The sequence below is a fragment of the Dickeya sp. Secpp 1600 genome, assembly GCF_003049805.1.
GTDB classification, from domain to species: domain Bacteria; phylum Pseudomonadota; class Gammaproteobacteria; order Enterobacterales; family Enterobacteriaceae; genus Dickeya; species Dickeya fangzhongdai.
Genome location: NZ_CP023484.1, coordinates 3,150,241 through 3,169,328, shown reverse-complemented (window position 1 = coordinate 3,169,328; position 19,088 = coordinate 3,150,241). Strand labels below are relative to the sequence as shown.

The 19,088-nt window shown below is 59.1% G+C and carries 15 protein-coding genes; 11 read left to right on the top strand and 4 right to left on the bottom strand.

Features of this window, described 5'->3' with window-relative positions:
• Together CPA59_RS13950 and CPA59_RS13945 are read left to right on the top strand one after the other, a co-directional pair.
• Positions 1-2,376: a TIM-barrel domain-containing protein gene (locus tag CPA59_RS13950; RefSeq protein WP_107759749.1), complete on the top strand. Its 2,376-nt coding sequence runs from the start codon at positions 1-3 to the stop codon at positions 2,374-2,376.
• A gap of 226 nt (positions 2,377-2,602) precedes the next feature.
• The gene (locus CPA59_RS13945; protein ID WP_107759747.1) at positions 2,603-3,418 is read left to right on the top strand and encodes an arylamine N-acetyltransferase; all 816 of its coding nucleotides are present in this window, start codon (positions 2,603-2,605) and stop codon (positions 3,416-3,418) included.
• A 104-nt stretch (positions 3,419-3,522) separates the two neighbouring features.
• Here the strand turns inward: CPA59_RS13945 and yegD are convergent, their stop codons facing one another.
• The 3 genes from yegD to mfd all read right to left on the bottom strand — a co-directional run bounded on the left by yegD (position 3,523) and on the right by mfd (position 10,248).
• Positions 3,523-4,872 (bottom strand): molecular chaperone, encoded by a 1,350-nt coding sequence (gene yegD / locus CPA59_RS13940; RefSeq protein ID WP_038919498.1) that lies wholly within the window; start codon positions 4,870-4,872, stop codon positions 3,523-3,525.
• A gap of 124 nt (positions 4,873-4,996) precedes the next feature.
• Entirely contained in the window at positions 4,997-6,502 is a 1,506-nt protein-coding gene (locus CPA59_RS13935; protein ID WP_038919497.1) for an EAL domain-containing protein, read from the bottom strand.
• 293 nt (positions 6,503-6,795) lie between these two features.
• Positions 6,796-10,248: a transcription-repair coupling factor gene (gene mfd, locus CPA59_RS13925; protein WP_174213747.1), complete on the bottom strand. Its 3,453-nt coding sequence runs from the start codon at positions 10,246-10,248 to the stop codon at positions 6,796-6,798.
• 128 nt (positions 10,249-10,376) lie between these two features.
• Between mfd and lolC the strand changes: the two genes are divergently transcribed.
• From lolC to cobB, 5 genes are all read left to right on the top strand, one after another.
• Positions 10,377-11,579 carry a lipoprotein-releasing ABC transporter permease subunit LolC gene (lolC, locus tag CPA59_RS13920; RefSeq protein WP_038668061.1) on the top strand — a complete coding sequence of 401 codons (1,203 nt, stop codon included), beginning with the start codon at positions 10,377-10,379 and terminating at the stop codon, positions 11,577-11,579.
• Entirely contained in the window at positions 11,572-12,279 is a 708-nt protein-coding gene (gene lolD / locus CPA59_RS13915; RefSeq protein WP_038919496.1) for a lipoprotein-releasing ABC transporter ATP-binding protein LolD, read from the top strand. Before lolC ends, lolD begins: the two co-directional genes overlap by 8 nt.
• Complete coding sequence (gene lolE, locus CPA59_RS13910) at positions 12,276-13,523, top strand: lipoprotein-releasing ABC transporter permease subunit LolE (protein ID WP_107759743.1); 1,248 nt, start codon at positions 12,276-12,278, stop codon at positions 13,521-13,523. Before lolD ends, lolE begins: the two co-directional genes overlap by 4 nt.
• A 63-nt stretch (positions 13,524-13,586) precedes the next feature.
• A complete protein-coding gene (gene nagK / locus CPA59_RS13905; protein ID WP_038919494.1) occupies positions 13,587-14,519 on the top strand; it encodes an N-acetylglucosamine kinase in 933 nt (310 codons plus the stop codon).
• 86 nt (positions 14,520-14,605) lie between these two features.
• On the top strand, positions 14,606-15,430 hold the full coding sequence (cobB, locus tag CPA59_RS13900) for a Sir2 family NAD+-dependent deacetylase (protein WP_038919492.1): 825 nt from the start codon (positions 14,606-14,608) through the stop codon (positions 15,428-15,430).
• On the opposite strand, the gene CPA59_RS13895 is transcribed toward cobB, so the two are convergent.
• Positions 15,422-15,676 (bottom strand): hypothetical protein, encoded by a 255-nt coding sequence (locus tag CPA59_RS13895; protein WP_049855087.1) that lies wholly within the window; start codon positions 15,674-15,676, stop codon positions 15,422-15,424. The two genes, cobB and CPA59_RS13895, sit on opposite strands and share 9 nt — an antisense overlap.
• A 283-nt stretch (positions 15,677-15,959) precedes the next feature.
• On the opposite strand from CPA59_RS13895, the gene btuC reads away from it, so the two are divergent.
• From btuC to CPA59_RS13875, 4 genes are all read left to right on the top strand, one after another.
• Positions 15,960-16,961 carry a vitamin B12 ABC transporter permease BtuC gene (gene btuC / locus CPA59_RS13890; protein WP_038921027.1) on the top strand — a complete coding sequence of 334 codons (1,002 nt, stop codon included), beginning with the start codon at positions 15,960-15,962 and terminating at the stop codon, positions 16,959-16,961.
• Between the two features lie 57 nt (positions 16,962-17,018).
• Entirely contained in the window at positions 17,019-17,570 is a 552-nt protein-coding gene (locus CPA59_RS13885; RefSeq protein WP_038919490.1) for a glutathione peroxidase, read from the top strand.
• A 2-nt stretch (positions 17,571-17,572) separates the two neighbouring features.
• A complete protein-coding gene (gene btuD / locus CPA59_RS13880; RefSeq protein ID WP_038919489.1) occupies positions 17,573-18,343 on the top strand; it encodes a vitamin B12 ABC transporter ATP-binding protein BtuD in 771 nt (256 codons plus the stop codon).
• A 250-nt stretch (positions 18,344-18,593) separates the two neighbouring features.
• Positions 18,594-19,058, top strand: a complete 465-nt coding sequence (locus CPA59_RS13875) for an NlpC/P60 family protein (RefSeq protein ID WP_038668077.1) — start codon at positions 18,594-18,596, stop codon at positions 19,056-19,058.
• The last annotated feature ends 30 nt before the right edge of the window (positions 19,059-19,088 follow it).

Here is a 19,088-nt window from a genome sequence, read left to right as displayed (position 1 = left end):
ATGAAGACATTGAAACATTGGGTATTGCACCATCAGGCCGAGGATCGGGTTGAACTGCTGGTGGACGGCGCACACCGCTTTTTGTTGTACGTGCTGGCGCCGGGGCTGATGCGGGTACTGATTAAACAGCATGGGGAGCTGCGGTTGAATCGCACCTGGAGCATTGCGCCGCAGCAGGACGTACCGTGGCAGGGCAGGGAACGGGAGAGCAGCGAGGGATTTACGCTGCCGGGCTATACGCTAAGTTGGCAAGGCGATGCCTTGCAGATCAGCACCGGGCCATTGCGGGTGACGGTGCATCAGCCGCTGTGGCTGGCATGGGAATACCTTGATGCGCACGGGCAGTGGCAGCCGCTGGCGTCCGATCGGCCGACCGGCGCCTATCTGCTCAATATGCACGGCGACGGCGTGGCGCACTATCAGCGGCGTACCCCGCAGGAACGCTGCTACGGGCTGGGGGAAAAGGCGGGTGATTTAAACCGCGCCGGTCGTCGCTTTGAATTCCGCAATCTGGATGCGATGGGCTATAACGCGCAAAGCACCGATCCGCTCTACAAGCACCTGCCGTTCACCCTGGTCAATCAACCGGGGGCTAGCTACGGCGTGTTTTACGACAATCTCAGCACCACCTGGCTGGACCTGGGCAACGAGATCGATAATTACCACCCGGCTTACCGGCGCTATCAGGCCGACGCCGGGGATCTGGATTATTATTTTCTGCTCGGCCCCGCCATTCTCGATGTGACCAAAGCCTTTGTCCGACTCACCGGTAAAACCTGTTTCGGCCCCAAATGGAGCCTCGGTTACAGCGGGTCCACCATGCATTACACCGACGCGCCGGACGCTCAGCAACAGCTGTTGTCCTTTATCGAACTGTGTCGCCGGCATGCGATTCCGTGCGATTCGTTCCAGCTCTCGTCCGGCTATACCTCGATTGGCAACAAACGTTACGTGTTCAACTGGAACTACGACAAAGTGCCGCAGCCGGAGCAAATGAGCTGGGCATTCCATGATGCCGGTATGCACCTGGCGGCCAATATCAAGCCTTGCCTGTTACAGGATCACCCCCGCTATCAGGAGGTGGCGGCCAAAGGGCTGTTTGTGCGCGATTCGCAGTCGGACAATCCGGAACGCTCCAGCTTCTGGGACGACGAAGGTTCCCATCTGGATTTCACCAATCCGGACACCGTCGCCTGGTGGCAGGAGAACGTGACCCGGCAACTGCTGGAAAAAGGTATCGACTCCACCTGGAACGATAACAACGAATTCGAGATCTGGGACGGCGAAGCGCGCTGTCATGGCTTTGGTCAGCCGATTGCCATCAAGCATATCCGTCCGCTGATGCCGCTGCTGATGATGCGCGCCTCGATGGAGGCGCAGCAGCGGTTTGCGCCGGCGCTGCGGCCTTATCTGATTTCGCGCTCCGGCAGCGCCGGGATGCAGCGCTACGTGCAGACCTGGAGCGGGGACAACCGCACCAGTTGGCAGACGCTGCGCTACAACACCCGTATGGGGGTCGGCATGAGTCTGTCCGGCCTGTATAACGTGGGCCATGATGTGGGCGGTTTCGCCGGCAATAAGCCCGATGCCGAGCTGTTTGCGCGCTGGGTGCAAAACGGGGTGATGCATCCGCGGTTTACCATTCACTCGTGGAATGACGACGCCACGGTCAACGAACCCTGGATGTACCCGGCGGTGACGCCGATTATCCGTGACGCCATCCAACTGCGTTATCGGCTGTTGCCGTATCTGTATACCCTGCTGTGGCAGGCGCATGCGGATGACGAGCCGATGTTGCGCCCGACCTTTTTGGATCACGAGCATGACCCGCGTACCTTCGGGGAAACCGACGATTTCATGCTGGGACGCGATCTGTTGGTGGCGAGCGTGGTGAAGCCGGGACAACGCCGGCGGGAGGTCTATCTGCCGGATAATGGCGACGGCTGGTATGACTTTTATCGCGGCGGCTGGTTCAGCGGCGGGCAAACCGTGACGCTCGATGCGCCGCTGGAGCGGTTGCCGTTGCTGGTGCGGGCCGGAGCGATGCTGCCGCTGTCGGCGCGTACGGATTTCACCTGCCCGGCGGAAGATGACCAGCGCACCCTGTTGCTTTTCCCGCTGACGGGCAATGGCGTGCAGCAAGGGCTATTGTTTGAAGATGACGGAGAAACGCATCGCTGGCGCGACGGACAGGCGTTGTGGCTGCGTTGGGAGGTGTGTTGCAGCGCCCGGCGTATTGATATCACCTTCCGCCCGGAAGGCGACTTTATTCCGGCGTGGCGGATGTTGAGCATACAGCTACCGCCTGACGAACGGCGCGCACTCTATATCAACGGCGAGCGCAGCGCGCAGTATCGGTTGCCAGCCAACGGCTAACCCGACGGGCGGCGCGCGCCCGGTTGGTAGATGCGCCGCCCCGTGACCGGTATCGCCTTATTGCCTGCCGGATGCGGCGTCCCGTTTATCAATAGGCAGCGAAGGGGTATTATCAATCGCACATTGGAGGTTTTATACCGTCATACTTCAAGCTGCGGGTGTATTGGCCTTCCTGCAACTTGCAGTATGACGGGGATAGGCTTTTATTCAGGCACCGGGAAGACATATGCTGGATAATTCAGAAGTTCAACGCTATCTGCAACGTATTGGCGTCAGTTCATTGCCCGCGGAGCCGGCTTTACTGCTGCATCAGCTCCATCTTGCTCATCTTACGCACATTCCGTTTGAAAACCTGGATGTGGTGTTCGGGAAACCGATACGCCTGGACCCTTCCGCCATCTATCGCAAGATCGTTGATGAGCGACGCGGCGGGTTCTGCTACGAACTCAACTACGGATTTTATCTGCTGCTGAAGGCATTGGGGTTTGACGTGCAACTGCTGTCCGGTCAGGTGTGGAACGACGACGGTCATTACGGGCAGCCATTCGATCATCTGTTTCTGAAAGTCGAACTGCCGCAGGCGGCGGTGATCGCCGATATCAGTTTCGGCGATTCGTTCTGTGTGCCGGTGCCGTTGTCTGGCGCGGTGTCCCGCGAAGATCGGGTCAGCTATCGGGTGGCGGCCACGGATGACGGCTACCAGTTGCAGCAACTGACGGCGGGCCAGGCGTGGAAACCTCAGTACAAGTTTACGCTGCAACCCCGACAGCTGGAGGAGTACGCCGACATGGCGCATTACCACCAGACCTCGCCGTCGTCGCCTTTCACCAGCAAATCGCTTTGTACCCGCGTAACGCCGCAAGGGCGAGTGACGTTATCGGACAACCGTCTAATCGTGACCCGACATGGGCAGAAAAGCGAACGAAGGATCGACAGCCATCGTGATTATCTGGACTGCCTGCAACAGCAATTCGGGATTATGCTGACCGACGATTACGACAGCCAGCGCTGGTTTGAACGCCTCACGACAGCCGTGTCCTGAGGCGTTTGACGAACGGAATACCGTTTATCGGCACCGTGTTTTAACGGAATAATGTTTTAACGGGACAATGTCTTAACGGAACCGTGTCTTAACGGAACAGTGTCTTAACGGAACAGTGTCTCGGCCCAGCGGGCCAGTCCGGCGGTGACGGAACCGAAGTCGTCGCCGCTGGCGATCGGCACATCGGGCAGACATTCGCTGATGGCGGCGCGCAGCAACGGCGAGCGGGCGCTGCCGCCGGTCAGGTAAATCACATCCGGTCGGGTCTGACTGTTTTTCTGGGCCTGAATGAGCTGCTGTTTGATGTGCTCCAGCGGCTGGGCGATCGCCTCTTCCAGTTGATTCACGCTGACGCGGGTTTCCAGATCCGGCGCGATAAACGGCAGGCTAGCCTGTGAGGTGTCGGCCTGCGACAAGGCGATTTTCTGCTCTTCCGCCAGCCGAACCAAACGGTAGCTGAGCCGCTGGCGCCATACCGTCAGCAGGCGCTCTACCCGGTCGGGTTCGCGCGCATCGCGGATCAAATCGCGCAGCAGCTTGCCGCAGGCGCTGCTGTAGAATTCCGCCTGCGCCGGCACGTCGTTGATGGCGACGGCGTTCCACCAGGGCAACACCGGCAGCGCGGTGCCTTTCTCGGTGATGCCGTTCATCCCCAGCAGCGGGCAGAACTGCCGAAACGCCAGCATGATGTCCAGATCGTTGCCGCCGACCCGACAGCCGCTGTGACCCAGCAGACTTTCCTCGCGTTCGCGGCGGGCGCGCCAGTCTGGCCCCATCAGCAGCATCGAACAGTCGGTGGTGCCGCCGCCGATATCCACGACCAGCACCCGTTTTTCCTGCTGCAGCGTGGCTTCGAAATCGAGGCCGGCGGCCACCGGTTCAAACTGGAACGCGACCTGCCGGAACCCGGCGCGTTGCGCCGCCCGTTCCAGAATGCCTTGTGCCTGACGGTTGGACTCTTCGCCGCCTATTCCCTGAAAGTTGATCGGCCGGCCAATCACCGCCTGCTCGATCGGCTGGTCGAGCTGTTGCTCGGCCTGCTGGCGAATGTGCAGCATCATGGTGCAGACCAGATCTTCAAACAGCGCTATTTGCTGGGCTTTCAGCCCGGTGGCGCCGAGAAACGACTTGGGCGATTTCACGAACCACACGTCTTGCGGGTCATCCATGTAATGCGCCAGCGCCGCCAGCCCGAACCTGACGCTGTCCGGCTGAACCCGGATATCTTCCTCACGGTTGTGGTTGATGGCGCGTTGCAGCAGTTGGGCGTTTTCACCTTCCGCCGTGACCTGATGATGCCGCCACAGCCATTCGCTGACCGCCTCGCGGCTGGGCGCACACAGCATCGACTGCAAATAGGGAGACTGTTGCTCCAGCCGCAGCAAGCGCGGCGTCCCGTTTTCCATTACGGCCAGCGAGCAGTTGGCCGTACCATAGTCAAAGCCGACAAACATTGTTTTTTTATCCCCATGCCAGTAGAGAAGGGGCGGGAATTTACCGCTTGTCTCCGAGCTTGTAAAGACGGAGGGACGGATAAACCGTGTTTATCGTCAGACGTCGGTGAAGCGACACGCTGGCTCAGCGTTTGCTGAGCCAGGTTTGCGCCAGTTCGTCAAACGGCAGCGGTCGGGAGAAGAAATATCCCTGCATGAAATTGATCTGTTTGCGAGATAGAAACGCGGCCTGATATTCGGTTTCCACCCCTTCGGCGACGGTCATCAGGTTCATCTGTTGCGCCAGATCGATAACGCAGTTGACCAGCGTGCTGGATTGCGGATCGTCCTCGTCGATCATGCTGACAAACGACTGATCGATCTTGATGACGTTCACATGCAGTTTTCTGAGATAGTCAAAATTAGAATAGCCGGTGCCGAAATCGTCCAGCGCGATCAGCACGCCGGCGTCGCTTAGTTTTTTGAAGAAGGCGATAGTCTCCGGCGTAATTTCGATTTTTTCCCGCTCGGTAATTTCAATGATCAAATGCACTTTTTTCTCGCCAAAAGCGGCGATGAAGTTCTGACAGTCGGTAATAAAATCGTCGGACTGGCAGTGTTGGGCGCTGATATTGATGCCGATATGCAAATGGTCCGGCAGGGTGTCGAGATGGGATGTTAAATCGCGCACTACGCTGCTCATTAACGAGCGGGTCATCGGGATAATCAAACCGCTTTGTTCACACAGCGGAATAAAAATATCGGGGGAAATAAAACCGCTCTTCGGGTGATGCCAGCGCGCCAGCACTTCCACACCGTAAATTTCCTGTGATTCGGTGGCGATAACCGGCTGGTAATAGGGCAGCACTTCCTGATTTTCGATGGCGCGTCGAATGCCGTCATAAGGCGAGTTGAAACGTGTCGAATATTTATAAGCCAGAAAACCGGAGCCGAGGGCAATCAGGAACACCACCAGCAACGTCATTTTTTCCTGATCCCAAAAGTCGGCAAGAGAATATTTGTCGTCGTGGGGAAAAAGGATGGAAAAGTGGTAGCGGCTGGAAGGGATAATGACAAAATTACGCGAATCGTCGGGGTTAAATGCCGATACCTTATTATCACGCGATATCCAGGTATTGCCGACCAGTAAATACAGGTCCCGCCGCTTGCTGAGTAGATCCAGCACGTTGGTTAAATGCTGGCCATGTATCGCCACGCCGATGCTGCCGTCCGCCGTGGTGCCGAGATACATAATCAGCGTCCTTTCCGGCGTGACAGAGTTGCCGGCCAGCAGCGCCAGTTCCCGCATATGAAAGCGTCCCAGCGACGCCGGGCGATTATCCACGCCATACAGCGACGAACAGTACACCACATCATTTTTTATCAGGCTGACGGTACGCAGATGGCTGGCGATCGCCGCCGTCATATTCAACTGCCGGATGACGTCAGGCGTGCAGGACTGAGCCAGTAGCGGTTTGCTGTCTTCCACCGCATCTTTAGCTTCGTTGAGAATTTCCTCGATATTTCTAACTGCTCTTTCCGCATTGGCGTAAGCGCTCTTACGCTCAGCACGATAGTCCTGGTAGTAAATAGCACATAAGCCCACGGCGAACATCGCTAAAAAGGTCAAAAAAGCGATTAGTTTATTCATTTGTGTGTGGCCCTTTAGCTGACCTTATAGTTTTTCTATACCCGTTACATTTTAAGTTGCAGGTGTGTTGGCTTTATTACTCGGCCCTCCCTGGACCTTGCCTCTGCGGGGCTGCTGCACGCTGCGTTCAACTCTGCTTACTGTTGAGTTGTCGTTCCCCCGTCACTGATTTGAATAAGCGCCTGGGGATTCGCGCGGTTGCCGCCTTCCTGCAACTCGAATTACTTGGGTATATATCGGCGGTTATTCCTTTGATTTTAGTCGGGCCATCACAAATTAGGGCAGAAAAATAATCAGGCGGCACACGTATGCTGCGCCATCTCCTCCAACAGGGTGGTGATAAACGTCAGCCGTTGCGGGTATCCATTCAGATCCTTGATGAATTTCAACCGGCTGGGGCCATCCAGACGATAAACTTTTGGGTCGCGCTGCAGCAGGCCGATCAGATGGGTGGGATCGACGCGATTATGCTGGCTGAATTCGACAAAACCGCCCTTGTCGTTACCTTCGATACGCTTGATGCCCAGTATTTGCGCCTGCTGACGCAAACCGGCTACCTGCAACAGATGGCGGGCGGCGTCCGGCAGTTTGCCGAAACGGTCGATCAGTTCGGCCTTCAGGTCATCCAGTTCGTTGTCGTTTTTGGCGCTGGCGATACGTTTGTAAAACGACAAGCGGGTATTGACGTCCGGAATGAAGTCGTCCGGCAACAGGGCCGGCAAACGCAGTTCCACGTCGGTCTGGCTGCTGATCAGGTCCTCCAGCGATGGTTCTCGTCCAGCTTTGAGCGACTCCACCGCACTTTCCAGCAGGTCCATGTACAGCGAGAAGCCGACGCTTTCCATCTGGCCGCTCTGGTCTTCGCCGAGCAGTTCGCCCGCGCCGCGAATTTCCAAATCGTGGGTGGCGAGGGCGAAACCCGCCCCCAGATCTTCCAGCGAGGCGATGGCTTCCAGCCGTTTGTGGGCGTCGCTGCTCATCGCCTTGGGATTCGGCGTAAGCAGGTAGGCGTAAGCCTGATGGTGAGATCGCCCGACGCGGCCGCGCAGCTGATGCAACTGCGCCAGACCGAAGTGGTCGGCGCGTTCGATGATGATGGTATTGGCGCTCGGAATATCGATGCCGGTCTCAATGATAGTGGTGCATACCAGCACATTGAAACGCTGGTGATGGAAATCGTTCATCACCCGTTCCAGATCGCGCTCGCGCATCTGGCCGTGGCCGATGGTGATACGGGCTTCCGGCACCAGCTCGTTCAGCCGTTGGGCGGCTTTCTCGATGTTTTCTACGTCGTTGTAGAGGTAGTACACCTGCCCGCCGCGCAGGATTTCACGCAGGATAGCCTCACGCACCACCAGACTATCGTACTCGCGCACAAAGGTTTTGACCGCCAGACGGCGCGCCGGCGGCGTGGCGATGATCGACAGATCGCGGATGCCGCTCATCGCCATGTTCAGGGTACGCGGAATCGGCGTCGCGGTGAGCGTCAGGATATCGACGTTGGCGCGCATCGCCTTGATACGCTCTTTGTGGCGCACGCCGAAGCGGTGCTCTTCATCGACGATCAGCAACCCCAAATCCCGCCAGCGCACATCGCTTTGCAGTAATTTGTGGGTACCGATCAAAATATCCACCTTGCCTTCCTGCGTTTGCTCCAGCACCTGGGTTTGTTCTTTCTGGCTACGGAAGCGGGACAGCATTTCAATGCGCACCGGCCAGTTGGCGAAACGGTCGCGGAAATTGTCGAAGTGCTGCTGAGCAAGCAGGGTGGTCGGCACCAACACCGCCACCTGCTTGTGGTTTTCCACCGCCAGAAACGCGGCGCGCATCGCGACTTCGGTTTTGCCGAAGCCGACGTCGCCGCACACCAGACGGTCCATCGCCAGCGGGCGGCACATATCGCTCAGCACGGCGTTGATGGCCTGCGCCTGATCCGGCGTGGTATCAAACGGGAACCCCTGACAGAACAGCTGATACTGTTCCCGGTCGTGTTTGAAGGCGAAGCCGGTGTGAGCGGCGCGCTGGGCATAGACATCCAGCAGTTCGGCGGCCACGTCACGCACTTTTTCCGCCGCTTTCTGCCGCGCCCGCGTCCAGGCGTCGCCGCCCAGCTTGTGCAACGGCGCGCTGTCCTCGGCGCCGCCGGCATAGCGGCTGATAAGATGCAAAGACGACACCGGCACATACAGTTTGTCTTCGCCGGCGTAATGCAGAATCAGGTATTCCGCCTTGATGCCGCCCGCTTCCAGCGTGGTCAGCCCGGCATAACGGCCGACGCCGTGTTCGAGGTGCACCACCGGCTGGCCCGGGCGCAATTCCGCCAGGTTGCGGATCAGGGTATCGGTGTTGATGGTGCGGCGGCTGTCCTGGCGGCGACGGCTGACGCGCTCGCCCAGCAGATCGCTTTCGCAGATCAGGGTGCGCTGGCGCAGGGTATCAATAAAGCCGTGCTCGCTGGCGCCTATCATCAGGTAGCAACCCGGCGACGCCGTCTGCTCCAGGCTCTTCACCGGCGCAGGGGACAACTTGATACGGGACAGCAACTCCTGCAACGTTTCCCGGCGGCCTTCGCTTTCCACGGAAAAGACAATCTGCCCGCCGAACTGCTCCACGAAACGGCGCAGCGCATCCAGCGGCGATTTGTTCTGGTGCTGGACAGCCAGGTCCGGCAACGGCTGGTAACCCAGATTGATATTGGCGGCTTTATCCGGCAGCGTGTCGCTGCGCAGTTGTACGCGCGGCCATTGTTTGAGTTCGCCAAACAGCGAATCAACCGGCAACCACAGCGTATCCGGCGGCAACAGCGGGCGCATTGGGTCGACCCGGCGGCTGTCATGGCGCTGCTGGATATCCTGCCAGAAACGCTCGGCGCCTTGCTGAATATCGCCGGTATTAACCAGCAGCGTATCGGCCGGCAGATAGCTGAACAGCGCCGGCAACGGCTGACTGAAGAACAGCGGCTGCCAGTATTCGATCCCGGCGGGCAGGGTGCCTTTGCTCACCTGCTGATAGACGTGCTCGGCGTCGCGCCTGACCTCAAATTGCTCGCGCCACTGGCTGCGAAACAGCTCAATCGCGGTTTTGTCGGTAGGGAACTCGCGTGCCGGCAACAGATGAATGTGTTCGACTTCATTCAGCGTGCGTTGGGTATCGGCGTCAAACAGGCGCAGGCTGTCGATTTCATCGTCGAAGAAATCGATACGGAACGGCTCTTCGCTGCCCATCGGAAACAGGTCGAGCAGCGCGCCGCGGGTGGCGAACTCGCCATGCTCCATCACCTGATCGACGCTGCGGTAACCGGCCTGTTCCAATTGATTGCGCAGCCTATCGCGCGACAGACGCTGGCCTTTTTTCAGCATCAGCGCATGGCCGTGCAGGAACGCGTGCGGACACACTTTCTGCATCAGGGTATTGACCGGCAGGATCAACACGCCGCGCGTCAGCGAGGGTAACTGGTACAGCGTGGATAAACGGGCGGAGATAATTTCCTGGTGGGGCGAGAAACTGTCGTACGGAAGGGTTTCCCAATCCGGCAGCATCATGACCGGCTGAGCGGTAAACTGCCGAATTTCGTCGCGCAACCGCAGGGCATTCTGCATGTCAGGAGTAATCAGCACCACCAGTCCGGCGTGACGTTCAACGATCTCGGCGCATTCGACGGCGCAGGCTGCGCCGGTAAGCTGACCTAACAGGCGTTGTTCACCCGCTTTGCCAGGCAAGGTATAGCGATATTGTTCAGGCATCATCCGATTATCAGGTCTCGATATCCACTAAGAAAAAGTCGGGAAGAGAGAGGGTTAGGGTTCCATAAAGTGGTACTACCCTTTATTATCCTTGTTCACTTTGCTTTAGCAACCTCATCCAGACGGATTTCATGTATCAACCTGTCGCACTTTTCATCGGCCTGCGCTACATGCGAGGGCGGGCCGCGGACCGCTTCGGGCGGTTTGTTTCCTGGTTGTCCGCTATTGGCATCACCCTCGGCGTGATGGCACTGGTCACCGTGCTGTCGGTGATGAACGGCTTTGAGCGGGAACTGGAAAACAGCATTCTGGGGCTGATGCCTCAGGCCATCATCACCACGCCGCAAGGCTCCCTTGACCCGCAGACGCTGCCGTCTTCTTCGCTGTCCAGCCTGAAAGGCATCAGCCGTGTCGCGCCGCTGACGACCGGCGACGTGGTGCTGCAAAGCGCCCGCAGCGTGGCGGTGGGCGTGATGCTCGGCGTTAACCCCGACGAGCAGGAGCCGCTGGCGAACTACCTGGTCAATACCCGTTTGCAGCAACTGCAGCCGGGGCAGTATCAGGTGATTCTCGGCGAGCGGTTGGCCAGTCAGCTTGGCGTTAAGCCGGGCGACCAGTTACGGCTGATGGTCACCAGCGCCAGCCAACTGACGCCGATGGGGCGCGTGCCCAGCCAGCGTTTGTTTACCGTGGCCGGCACCTTTTCCGCCCGCAGCGAAGTGGATGGCTATCAGTTGCTGGTCAACCAGCAGGACGCCTCACGCCTGATGCGCTACCCGCTCGGCAACATTACCGGTTGGCGGCTGTGGCTCAATCAGCCGCTGGCGGTGGACACGCTCAGTCAGCAGGCGTTGCCGCCGGGGACGGCGTGGAAAGACTGGCGCGAACGCAAAGGCGAGCTGTTCCAGGCGGTGAGGATGGAGAAAAACATGATGGGGCTGCTGCTAAGCCTGATTGTGGCCGTCGCCGCGTTCAATATCATTACCTCGTTGGGCTTGCTGGTGATGGAAAAACAGGGCGAGGTCGCTATTTTGCAGACGCAGGGGCTGACCCGCCGCCAGATTATGGCGGTATTTATGGTACAGGGCGGCGGCGCCGGTGTGATGGGGGCGCTGGTCGGGGCGATACTGGGTATGGTGCTGGCCAGTCAGCTCAATACACTGATGCCGATGCTCGGGCTGCTGATTGACGGCGGCGCGCTGCCGGTGCAGATCCTGCCGGCGCAGGTGATCGCCATTGCGCTGGTGGCGATGCTGCTGGCGCTGCTTTCCACGCTTTATCCTTCCTGGCGCGCGGCCGCCACCCATCCCGCAGAGGCTTTACGTTATGAGTAATTCACCTTTATTGCAGTGTCGTCAGCTGTGTAAACGCTATCAGGAAGGCAACCTGTCCACCGATGTGCTGCGCGATGTGTCATTCGAGATGCAGACAGGCGAAATGATGGCGATCGTCGGCAGTTCCGGCTCGGGCAAGAGTACGTTGTTGCATTTGCTGGGCGGGTTGGATTCACCGACGTCCGGCGACGTGATATTTCAGGGCCAGACGCTGAACCAGCTGTCGGCCGCCGCCAAAGCGGCGATACGCAACCGCGAGCTGGGTTTCATCTATCAGTTTCATCACCTGCTGCCGGACTTCACCGCGCTGGAAAACGTGGCGATGCCGCTGTTGATAGGCAATGTGGCGCCGAAAGAGGCGAAAGAGAAGGCGCAGGCCATGCTGGCCGCCGTTGGTCTGGCTCAGCGCAGTCAGCACCGCTCTTCAGAACTGTCCGGCGGTGAGCGTCAGCGGGTGGCGATTGCGCGCGCGCTGGTCAATAGCCCGTCGCTGGTGCTGGCGGACGAACCTACCGGCAACCTCGATCAGCGCACTACCGACGCCATTTTCGAACTGCTGGGTGAGCTGAATGTGCGTCAGGGCACCGCTTTTCTGGTGGTGACCCATGACCTGCGTTTAGCCAGCCGCCTTGGCCGTCAGCTGGAAATGCGCGACGGTCAGTTGCAGCAGGAGTTGACCCTGATGGGGACGCCGCAATGACCTTTCCTCCGCTTTCGCTGCTGGTTGGATTGCGCTTCAGCCGTGGGCGCCGCCGCAGCGGCATGGTGTCGCTGATTTCGGTGATTTCCACCCTGGGCATTGCGCTCGGCGTGGCGGTGCTGATCGTCGGTCTGAGCGCGATGAACGGCTTCGAGCGCGAGCTAAACAACCGCATTCTGGCCGTGGTACCGCATGGTGAAATCGAAGCGGCCAACCAGCCGTTCCGGGACTGGCAACCGCTGTTGCCGAAGATTGAACGCGTTCCCGGCGTCGCCGCCGCGGCGCCTTACGTCAGTTTTACCGGGTTGCTGGAAAACGGCGCCAGCCTGAAGGCGATCCAGTTCAAAGGCGTGGATCCCCAACAGGAACTGAAACTTAGCGCGCTGCCGCAGTTCGTGCAGGATAACGCCTGGTCGCGTTTTCATGCCGGCGCACAGCAGGTCATTATCGGTAAGGGTGTGGCGGATGCGCTGGGCGTGAAAAACGGCGACTGGGTTACCGTGATGATCCCCAATAGCGACCCGCAGATGAAACTGTTGCAGCCGAAACGCATTCGGTTGCAGGTGGCCGGTATTTTGCAGCTAAGCGGCCAACTGGATCACAGCCTGGCGCTGGTGCCGCTGGCCGATGCTCAGCAGTATCTGGAACTGGGCGACGGCATCACCGGTATCGCCATCAAGGCGCAGGATGTGTTTGCCGCTCAGAAGCTGGTGCGTGACGCCGGCGAGGCCATCAATGTCTATGTGTATATTCGCAGTTGGATCGGCACTTACGGCTATATGTACCGCGATATTCAAATGGTCCGCACCATCATGTACCTGGCGATGGTGCTGGTCATCGGCGTGGCCTGCTTCAACATCGTTTCCACGCTGGTGATGGCGGTGAAAGACAAAAGCGGAGATATTGCCGTATTACGGACGCTAGGAGCGGGCGATGGCCTGATCCGCGCCATTTTTGTCTGGTACGGTCTGCTGGCCGGACTGCTCGGCAGCGTGGTGGGTACGGTCTTGGGGATTGTCGTCACGCTGCAACTGACCCCGATCATTCGCGGTCTTGAGGCGCTTACCGGCCATCGTTTTCTGTCCGGCGATATTTATTTCATCGATTTTCTGCCGTCGGAACTGCATATGCTGGATGTGATTATCGTGCTGGCCACTTCGCTGGTGCTGAGCCTGATTGCCAGCTGGTATCCGGCCCGCCGCGCCAGCCGCATCGACCCGGCCCGGATATTGAGCGGCCAGTAAACCCGCGCGTCACTGCGCGAGCGCAGTGGCGGCGTCATGCTGTCTGAAGCTGAGGGAGCGTCCATGTATTACGGTTTTGACATCGGAGGCACCAAGATCGAGCTGGCGGTGTTTGACGCCGATCTGCAGCGTATCTGGCAAAAACGGATTCCCACTCCCCGGGACGATTATGATCTCCTGCTGCGCACCCTGCTGACCCTGACTGAAGAAGCCGATGCGTTTGTCGGCGGGCGCGGATTGGTCGGCGTGGGGGTGCCCGGAATGGAGAATGCCGACGATGGTACTCTGTTCGCCGCGAATCTGCCCGCCGCCATGGGGCGGCCGTTGCGCGCCGATCTCAGCCGATTGCTGCAACGCGAGGTTCGGCTCAGCAACGACGCCAACTGTTTTGCGCTTTCGGAAGCCTGGGACGAGGCGTTTCGCTCCTATCCGGTGGTGCTGGGGATTATTCTCGGCACCGGCATGGGCGGCGGTCTGGTGGTCAATGGGCAGGTGGTGGACGGGAAGAATGGCATCGCCGGCGAATTCGGTCATTTTCGTTTGCCGGTTGACGCATTGGATATTCTCGGTGAGACGATCCCGCGCGTAAAATGCGGCTGCGGTCGCGTCGGTTGTGTGGAAAACTATCTCTCCGGGCGTGGGTTCGAATGGTTATATGCGCATTTCAACCCGCGTACGCTGTCGGCGCCGGAAATTATTGCGGCGTTCTACGCCGGCGATCCAGAGGCGCAGGCGCATGTGGATCGCTATCTGGCGTTGCTGGCGGTGTGTCTCGGCAATCTGCTGACGCTGGTTGACCCGCACCTGGTGGTGCTGGGCGGCGGCTTGTCGAATTTTGACGAGATTTATCGCCAGTTGCCGCAGCGATTGCCGGGCAGCCTGTTGCCGGTGGCCCGCGTGCCGCGTATTGAAAAAGCCCGTTATGGCGATGCGGGCGGCGTGCGCGGCGCAGCATTGCTACACTTGATGGGTCAGCCGACGCCGCGTCAGTCCTAATGACGGGCACGACTGACAATCCCGCTGTCAGGGCGGACGCAGAGCGTATTAGTCGATGCGCTCTCAAGACAATCTAAGGAGCAGACATGCACTCGCGTCAGCGATTACACCGTTTTCGGCAGCGAAAGCGTCTCCGTCATCAGCGTTTGTGTGCCCGCATTTTTCATCTTGATTATCTGGTGGTCAAAAACGTGAATAAACCACGTGTTGTTGTCCTTACCGGAGCAGGGATTTCTGCCGAATCCGGTATTCGCACGTTTCGTGCCTCGGATGGACTGTGGGAAGAGCATCGGGTGGAGGATGTCGCCACCCCGGAAGGGTTTCATCGCGATCCGCAAACGGTTCAGAATTTTTACAACCAGCGTCGCCGCCAGTTACAACAGCCGGAGATTGCGCCCAACGCCGCGCATCTGGCGCTGGCGGAACTGGAAGCGGCGCTTGGCGATCATTTTCTGCTGGTAACCCAGAACATTGACAATCTGCATGAGCGCGCCGGCAGCAAGCGCATCATCCACATGCATGGCGAGCTGTTGAAAGTGCGTTGCAGTCAGAGCGGGCAGGTCTTTGAGTGGACGGGCGACGTTTCGGTGGATGAGCGTTGCCACTGCTGCCAGTTTCCGGCGCCGTTGCGTCCGCACGTGGTGTGGTTCGGTGAAATGCCGCTGGAGATGGAACGCATTTATCATGCGTTGTCGCAAGCAGACCTGTTTGTTGCCATCGGTACCTCGGGCAACGTCTATCCGGCCGCCGGCTTTGTGCACGAAGCACAGGTACACGGCGCACATACCGTGGAACTGAACCTGGAGCCCAGCCAGGTGCAGAGCCAGTTCGACGAACACATCTATGGTCCTGCCAGCAAAGTGGTGGCGGAATTCGTTCGCACCTGGCTGGCGCGACACCCGTCAGCCTGAACCTGATGACTTGCCCGCCCAGCGCGGGCGTATGGCGCTGGGCATGGGGTCGTTCAGCGGCGGATGTTCCTGCATCAGCGCATCACGGCGGGCGCGCAGGCACTCTTCAATCTGGTCGAATGGCAGGTTGGCTTCGTGGTTGTAGAAGCTGTATTCGCATTCGACGCAGTTGCCGGATGGCTCGGTCTGCCGGCTTTCGTTTTTTCGCCGGCCGCGATACAGCGTGCGCCAAAGGGATGTCAGCATAATTTACCCCGCAGAATAACTGGTTGATGATGATCTAACAGATGTGTTGATAATGACCTATAGATATAAAGGTAGCCGAGATTGCGGCGATTAAAAAACAATCAATCTGGATAAGATAATCACATCTCATACAATGCGGCGGGGGAATGGGTCATGATCCCTGGCGGCATACTTTGCGAGCCGCTTTCCATTCCCTGGCGAAAATTCACGGCATCAGCTTGATATCACTGCGGATATGCGCATCATGATTGCCATTGTCCGATTTTTCATTGCAGGCGACCCCATGCAGTCAACCCCGGTGCGTTATACCCAACTGAAACAGCAGCAGCGCAGGCGAGATCGCCAACGGCTGTTGGGGTTATGGCTGTTGCTGGCGGTCGGCGTGGCGATAAGCCTGTGCGCCGGCGAGCGCTGGATTGGGCCGGCGCACTGGCTGGATTCGGACTCATCGTTGTTTATCTGGCAGCTTAGATTGCCGCGCACGCTGGCGGTGATGCTGGTCGGAGCGGGGTTGGCGATGGGCGGCGCGGTGATGCAGGCGGTGTTCGATAATCCGCTGGCCGAACCGGGGTTGCTCGGCGTATCCAGCGGCGCGGGCGTGGCGCTGGTGCTGGCGGTGCTGATAGGACAAGGGATGCTGCCGGTCTGGAGCCTCAGCCTGTGCGCCATCGCGGGCGCGCTGCTGGTGACACTGATGTTGCTGCGTTTTTCCCGCGCCGGGGTGTCCAACGCGCGCCTGCTGCTGATCGGGGTGGCGCTGAGCATTATCTGCAACGCGCTGATGACCTGGGTTGTCTATTTCAGCACCAGCCTCGATTTGCGCCAGCTGATGTACTGGATGATGGGGGGATTCAGCGGGGTCGACTGGCGTTACGGCGGATTGATGTTGCTGATGCTGCCGCTGCTGGCCTGGCTGGCGCGTTGCGGCGGGGTGCTCAATCAACTGGCGCTGGGCGAGCTGGCCGCCCGGCAGTTGGGGGTCGCGGTATTTTACTGGCGCAATGTGCTGGTGTTGGCTATGGGCGCGCTGGTGGGCATCAGCGTAGCGCTGGCTGGAGTGATCGGCTTTGTCGGGTTGGTCATCCCGCATATTTTGCGCTTGTGCGGGCTGACCGATCAGCGCTATCTATTAACCGGGTGCGGGCTGGCTGGCGCCGCTGTGCTGATGCTGGCGGATACGCTGGCGCGCACGTTGCTGGCGACGGCGGAGCTGCCGGTTGGCGTAGTCACCGCCACGTTGGGAGCGCCCTGGTTTATCTGGCTGCTGCTGCGCCATCAGGCGTGATCCCCGCAATGATGAACAGGCCGGCGGCAAGCCGGTGTGACGAAAAAGGAACAGACGATGAGCAATACGCTATACGCAATTCCCCTGCAAACTATCGATGGCCGTCAGGCATCGCTGGAAAACTGGCGCAACAACGTGCTGCTGGTGGTCAACGTCGCCTCGCAGTGCGGGCTGACCAAGCAATATGAAGCGCTGGAGAATCTGTATGAAACCTATCGTGACCGCGGGTTTGCGGTACTGGGGTTTCCCTCCAACGAATTTGCCGGGCAGGAGCCGGGCAGCAATGAAGAGATACACGCGTTTTGTCGCGGGACGTTCGGCGTACAGTTCCCGATGTTTGGCAAAATTGATGTCAACGGGAGCGGGCGCCATCCGTTGTATCAGGCGTTGATTCAGGCGCAACCGGAGGCGCTGCGGCCGCAGGGTAGCGAGTTTTACGAGCGCCGCGTCAGCAAAGGACAGGCGCCGGCTCATCCGGGCGATATCCTGTGGAACTTCGAAAAATTTCTGATCAATCGCCGTGGCGAGGTGATAGCGCGTTTCTCGCCGGATATGACGCCGGATGACGGCGCGATTATCAAAGCTATTGAGCAGGCGCTGGCGCAGTAACGGTGTCTGCCCAACCGCTGCTGTACCTGCACAACGTTAGCGTCGCCGGACGTTTGTCATCGGTGGCGGTGCGTTGCCGCCCGGGCGAACTGGTGCACATTATTGGCCCCAATGGCGCGGGTAAGAGCACGCTGCTGGCGTTAATGGCCGGATTACAGCCGGGGGACGGCGAGACGCTGCTGTTGGGGCAGGCGATTGCCGACTGGTCGGCGCGCGATCTGGCGAGGGTACGCGCCTACCTGCCGCAACACCATAGCGCACTGGCGTTGATGCCGGTGTTCCAGTACCTGCAGTTGCACCAGCCGTCGCGTTGCGATGCTGAAAGCGTGGATAAGGTGGTGCAGCAGTTGGCCGAGCGATTGTCGCTGACGGATAAACTACGTCGTCCGCTGGCCCGGCTTTCCGGCGGTGAATGGCAACGGGTCAGATTGGCGGCGGTGCTGCTGCAAGTCTGGCCGACGCTCAATCCTTCAGCCCGGTTATTGTTGCTGGATGAACCGGCCGCCAGTCTGGATATCGCCCAGCGTGTGGCGCTGGATTCATTGCTGGCAGAGCTGTGCCGGGCCGGGATTGCGGTCATCGCGTCGGGCCACGACCTGAACCATACCCTGCATCATGCCGACCGGGTATGGCTGATGTCGCGTGGCGGGCTGATGGCGCAAGGGGCGGTCGCTGATGTGATGCAGCCGGAAACGCTGTCCCCGGTATTTGGGGTGGCGTTTACGCGTTATGCGCTGGACGGCCGCCACTGGATGCTGGCGCAGCAGGAATGACGGCATCGGGGGAAGCCCCGATGCCGGGCCGATATGGTTTCCGGCTGGTTCGCGGGTGACGCCAGGCAAAATGTTCTTCGTAACGCGCTGTCACAACAGAAAAATTCTCTGTTTTCGGCCGATTAATGCCCGGGCGCAAATGATAATATGACGTAATTCGGTTTTTGTGGGTGTTCTTCACCAACAACTGTTCTTCATCAACAACTGTTCTTCGTCAACAGTTATTCCCCGTCAACAGCGAGCACGATGCATGAAGTTCTGGAGATTCTGGTTAATACTGATGGCGCTGTTTCTGGCTGGATGCAGCAGCCACGTTCCGCAGAGTACTCGCCTGGGCGATGCCGGCGAGGTGCGGGCGCAGTTGCACGCCCAACTGGCAAAGTGGCGTGGCACGCCATATCGCTATGGCGGGTTGGATCAGAACGGCATCGATTGTTCCGGTTTTGTTTATCTGACGTTTCGTGACCGGTTCGGCTTGACGCTGCCGCGCTCGACGGAGGAGCAGACTGAAGTCGGCACTCGCGTCGATCGTGACGCATTACTGCCGGGCGACCTGGTCTTTTTCCGTACCGGCAGCGGCGAAAATGGGCTGCATGTCGGCATCTACGACAACAATGATCAGTTTATTCATGCCTCCACCAGCCGTGGCGTTATGCGATCGTCGCTGAACAACGTTTACTGGAAACGGGCCTATTGGCAGGCCCGTCGCATCTGATTTTCCGACCGCCCGGCGGCGGTCAACTGC